Annotated in this window: 4 protein-coding genes; 1 reads left to right on the top strand and 3 read right to left on the bottom strand. The window is 61.2% G+C overall.

All coding sequences use genetic code 11. The annotated features are described in order from the left end of the window. From QZY06_RS00560 to QZY06_RS00550, 3 genes are all read right to left on the bottom strand, one after another. Positions 1–1,320, bottom strand: a 1,320-nt coding sequence (locus QZY06_RS00560) for an O-antigen ligase (protein ID WP_295678814.1), incomplete at its 3' end; no start/stop codon positions are given. A 159-nt stretch (positions 1,321–1,479) separates the two neighbouring features. Beyond that, positions 1,480–1,935 carry a pilin gene (locus tag QZY06_RS00555; protein ID WP_295678810.1) on the bottom strand — a complete coding sequence of 152 codons (456 nt, stop codon included), beginning with the start codon at positions 1,933–1,935 and terminating at the stop codon, positions 1,480–1,482. Between the two features lie 484 nt (positions 1,936–2,419). Further along, the gene (locus QZY06_RS00550; protein WP_295678807.1) at positions 2,420–2,875 is read right to left on the bottom strand and encodes a pilin; all 456 of its coding nucleotides are present in this window, start codon (positions 2,873–2,875) and stop codon (positions 2,420–2,422) included. Positions 2,876–3,216: 341 nt separating this feature from the next. Here QZY06_RS00550 and leuS point away from each other — a divergent pair. Then, positions 3,217–5,157, top strand: a 1,941-nt coding sequence (gene leuS / locus QZY06_RS00545) for a leucine--tRNA ligase (protein ID WP_295678804.1), incomplete at its 3' end; no start/stop codon positions are given.

Here is a 5,157-nt window from a genome sequence, read left to right as displayed (position 1 = left end):
GTAAAAGCCTTGCAAGCCTACGGTTGCGGTCAGCCACAGCATTAGGCCGGACAGCAGCAGCGTCAGGCTGCGGGGCGTTGCCTCGAAACGAGGGAGGGATGCCGGTATGTCGGTGCGCAGGTTATCCAGCCTGCCGAAGTACAGGCCGGTGATCATCGCCAGCGGCATCGCATAGAAGATGAAATTCACTGCGGCGTGAGCGAACAAGCAGCTCAGTCCGCCAACAAGGCCCGCGGCCTCAATGAATTTCGGTGAATCAGAGGTGCTGTGCGCAGAGCGCCATAGTCTGCGGGCAGCCAACACGACGCCGAAGGCGAGCAGCAGCAGCGTGCCGAGCAGCACCGGACCGCCTTCGGCGAGCACCTGCAAGTAATCGTTATGAGCGAGATCGCCGCTCGACGAAGAATCTCCCGGGCTGCGGAACATCAGATAGCGGACCTTGTAGGTGCCCAGGCCGCTGCCGTACCAGGGCCCGTCTTCGACCATCCGCCAGGTGGATCTCAATATCTCCAGCCGATCCTGCGTCGACTGGTCATTCGTGATGCCTGTGAGCCGCGACAACGAACTCGCGTGGTGCTGGAACGGCACGATCAACGCCAGCGAAGCCACGAAGATCGCAAGGCTCGCGGCCACCGTTTTCCAGGCGTGCCGGTCATGACGAATCAGCAAAGCGCCGAGGACTGCAACGCCAAGCAGAAAACTGAGATGCCCGCCGCGTGAGGCTGTTGCAGCCAGACAGAGCAACGCCGCCCATAGAAACCATGCCGTGCGGGACCGCAAGGCAACGGCGAAGCCATCGGCCTGCACCCTGTCATGAAGCTGGGCGATCGCTGGCAGCGCGAAGACGTTGCAGAACGCCGCCAGCACATTGAAATCGAGAAAAATCGAAAACGGCCGACCGCGAAGCAACACGAACTCGATGACGCCGAGCACCAGCACCCCCAGTGCGACGATCTGGATCAGCTTGAGACTGGAGCGCCATACCCTGTCGTCGCGCAGCGCTACTGTTGTCGCGAAATAGGCCAGGGGCATGGCCATGAACACCCAGGCTGCCAGCAGCGAAAGATTGGGCAGCAGGCTGAGCTTGCTGGTCGCCAGGCAGTAAGTCGCGAATATCGCCAGGGTGATCGCGCTGAACGAGTGCGAACGGCGATCAGGCGGTGCGCCACGGGCGACATTGATTCCGTAGATCAGCAGCGCCAACAGCACGGCTGATGAAACATACAGCGGAATCACCTGATAGCCCCCCAGGTAAAGGCAGGAGGCGGTGAAAGCAGCGACAGCGCCTGCGCTGATGAGGGACTGCGATTTGGCGTTCACGAAATGCAGATTCCCTTCGCGGAAAGAAAACGCCGCCCATGAGGCGGCGTTTCACAACAATTGCTTGCCGGAACCGGGGGCTGACCAGAGCCTTCGAAGGCCGTACAGAGAACCTGCGATTACTACCGCGTGTCGCGGCCCAAGGTCAGCAGATCGATATTACGGAACCGCCGTAAACGTACCGGTAGTGCGGCAATTCGCCGGGAGATACTTGAAGTTCGTCGTCGCTGCGTCAGTCGCGCAATTCCAGGTGATGCTGTTGTCGGCCTGCTTGGACGCGACCAGGATGATGTACTTGCCGTTAATACCGGCATTGACGCTCTGCACCAGCGCGCCGATGTTGCAGTTGGCGTCGGTCGTAACGGAGGTCACGTACTTTGCGCCGGTCGGTGAGGACACTCCGGAGGCGGAGGTCGTTGCCGGGCAGGCGCCCTGCGACGCTACATATTCGGCGACCGAGGTCTTGGCGCCGTCCAACTGGGCGACGGCTTCGGTCACTTTCGCGCGGCCGATGTAGTCCTGGTAGGCCGGCAGTGCAATGGCGGCGAGAATGCCGACGATCGCGACGACGATCATCAGTTCGATCAGGGTGAAGCCCTGCTGGGTCTTTTTCATGGATGGAAGCTCCTGGAAGGTGTGGCTGTGTTTGGGGAGAATCGCCAAGCTGGGGAGCAATGCCTATGCCATGCGGATAGTCACGAAAAATACTATTAAAACCAATATTTTATGGAAAATATCGGATATCGGAGACTTGACGCGACGGACTATTTTCCGTCCAGCAGTGACAAAAACCGTCAGCTTCAGGCGCGCCTCCCGGTCAGTAGAGTCCGGCAGCTGACTCCATTGAACCGCGCCGCAAGCTAGGCGACCTTTTGCATGCATGGCGGCGATGTGTCCGGCTACGACTGCTACATCGAATCTCCCGAAGCCTCGACGAAATTGCAGATCCCTTTCGCGGAAAGAAAAACGCCGCCCTGGAGGGCGGCGTTTCAACAACAGGTGCTTACTGAGACCATCGGCTGTCTACCGCCGTCAAGGGCAACGAGGGCACGTGCACTCCAGTCCACGAGAATGGTCAGGCTAGCTAGGCAGATGCGTTTTACGGAATTGCGGTGAATGTACCGGCGGTGCGGCAATTCGCCGGGAGATACTTGAAGTTGGCCGTATCTGCGTTAGTTGCGCAATTCCAGGTGATGCTGTTGTCGGCCTGCTTGGACGCGACCAGGATGATGTACTTGCCGTCGATGCCAGCATTGACGCTCTGCACCAGCGCGCCGATGTTGCAGGCGGCGTCGGTCGCAACCGAGGTCACGTACTTCGCGCCGGTTGGTGAGGACACTCCGGAGGCGGAGGTCGTTGCCGGGCAGGCGCCCTGCGACGCTACATATTCGGCGACCGAGGTTTTGGCGCCGTCCAACTGGGCGACGGCTTCGGTCACTTTCGCGCGGCCGATGTAGTCCTGGTAGGCCGGCAGTGCAATGGCGGCGAGGATGCCGACGATCGCGACGACGATCATCAGTTCGATCAGGGTGAAGCCCTGCTGAGTCTTTTTCATGGATAGATGCTCTTGGATGGTGTGGCGGTTTGGGGGAGAGCCAACCAAGCTAGCGAGCAATGCCTGTGCCACGCGAGTTGTCGAAAAAATCTCTTTCGAATGAAGGTCTTCTGAAAACTGCAGTGCTCGGAAAGCTGACGCAACCGACGACTTTCCGTCCCGCAGTGACAAAAACCGTCAGCTTCAGGCGCGCTTCCTGGCCCTCAGAGACCGGCAGCCGGATCGATCGGACCGCGCTGTAAACTACGCGACCTTTTGCATGCGCAGCGGCGATGTGCCCGGCCCGCGATTGATGCATCGCATTTCCTGAAGCCTCAACGAAGCACCCTTTGAAGCCCGCAATGAAGCCTGACTACAGCCCCGTCGAAGTCGAAGCACTAGCGCAGTCCTACTGGGCCGAGAACCTGTGCTTCAAGGCGGTCGAGAAGCCGGGCGCCGACAAGTTCTACTGCCTGTCGATGTTTCCGTATCCGTCCGGCAAGTTGCACATGGGCCACGTACGCAATTACACGATCGGCGATGTGATCAGCCGCTATCAGCGGATGAAGGGCAAGAACGTGCTGCAGCCGATCGGCTTCGACGCCTTCGGTCTGCCGGCCGAGAACGCGGCGATCAAGAACAACGTGCCGCCGGCGCAGTGGACATATTCGAACATCGACACGATGTGCGGCCAGCTGAAGCAGCTCGGCATCGGCTACGACTGGGACCGCAAGCTGGCGACCTGCGAGCCGGAGTACTACCGCTGGCAGCAGTGGTTCTTCACCGAGCTGCTGAAGCGCGGCCTGATCTATCGCCGCAATTCGCGCGTCAACTGGGATCCGGTCGATCAGACCGTGCTTGCCAACGAGCAGGTCATCGATGGCCGTGGCTGGCGCAGCGGTGCGATCGTCGAGCAGCGCGAGATTCCGCAGTGGTTCCTGAAGATCACTGCCTACGCCGATGAACTGCTCGAGGAAGTGAAGCAGCTCGAACACTGGCCGGAAGCGGTGCGAACCATGCAGTCGAACTGGATCGGTCGTTCGGAAGGTCTGGAGATCGACTTCACTGTTGCCGATCGCAGCGAAAAGCTCACCGTCTTCACCACACGTCCGGACACGCTGTACGGCGTGACCTTCGTCAGCGTTGCCGCCCAGCATCCGCTGGCACTGGAAGCGGCTTCGCGGGATGCGACGGTCGCTGCGTTCGTCGAGGAAGCCAGCCGTGGCGATGTCACCGAAGCGGCGATGGAAACGATGGAGAAGCGCGGTGTCGCGCTTGGTATCGACGTCATCCATCCGCTGACGGGTGCGCGCGTGCCGGTCTACGCCGCCAACTTCGTGCTGATGAGCTACGGCTCCGGCGCAGTGATGGCAGTGCCGGGTCATGACCAGCGCGACTGGGAGTTTGCGACCAAGTACGGTCTGCCGATCAAGGCCGTGATCGCCGCTGCGGCTGAGGGCCCGGCGCCGGATCTGTCCGAAGGTGCGTTCACCGAGAAAGCATTCACCATCAACTCCGCCGAGTTCAGCGGCCTGGCATTCAAGGACGCCTTCGACGGCATCGCCGCCAAGCTCGAAGCGCAGAACGCCGGGCGTCGTCGTGTCAACTATCGTCTGCGCGACTGGGGCGTCTCGCGACAGCGCTACTGGGGCTGCCCGATCCCAATCATCTATTGCGAGGATTGCGACGCGGTGCCGGTGCCGGCCGATCAACTGCCGGTGCGGCTGCCGGAAGATCTGGTGCCGGATGGTCGCGGCAATCCGCTGCTGCGGCTGCCGGAATTCGTCAACGTGGCCTGCCCGCAATGCGGCAAGCCGGCGCGGCGCGAGACCGATACCTTCGACACCTTCGTCGATTCCAGCTGGTACTACGCCCGCTTCGCGAGTGCAGGTTGCGAAACCGGCATGGTCGACGAGCGCGCGGCTTACTGGCTGCCGGTCGATCAGTACATCGGCGGCATCGAGCACGCGATCCTGCATCTGCTCTACGCGCGTTTCTTCTCGAAGCTGATGCGTGACTGCGGTCTGCCGGCGGTCGCCGAGCCGTTCAAGCGCCTGCTGACGCAGGGCATGGTGCTGGCCGAAGGTTATTACCGGACCACCGAATCCGGTGGCCGCGAGTGGATCGCGCCCAAGGATGTCGAAGTCGAGCGTGATGCCAAGGGTTCGGCGATCGGCGCGAAGCTCAAGAACACCGGCGAAACGGTGGTCGCCAGCGGCCTCGGCACCATGTCGAAATCGAAGAACAACGGTGTCGACCCGGCGGCGATCATCGAGTCGCACGGCGCCGATGCGGTGCGTCTG

Origin of the sequence: uncultured Nevskia sp., from assembly GCF_903885465.1 — a bacterium.
Classification (GTDB): domain Bacteria; phylum Pseudomonadota; class Gammaproteobacteria; order Nevskiales; family Nevskiaceae; genus Nevskia.
The sequence above is the reverse complement of the archived record's forward strand: the minus strand, read 5'-3'. Positions and strand labels throughout refer to the sequence as shown.

Coding starts and splice junctions, on each gene's coding strand:
- QZY06_RS00555 (WP_295678810.1), bottom strand. CDS start 1,935: ATGAAAAAGACCCAGCAGGGCTTCACCCTGATCGAACTGATGATCGTC.
- QZY06_RS00550 (WP_295678807.1), bottom strand. CDS start 2,875: ATGAAAAAGACTCAGCAGGGCTTCACCCTGATCGAACTGATGATCGTC.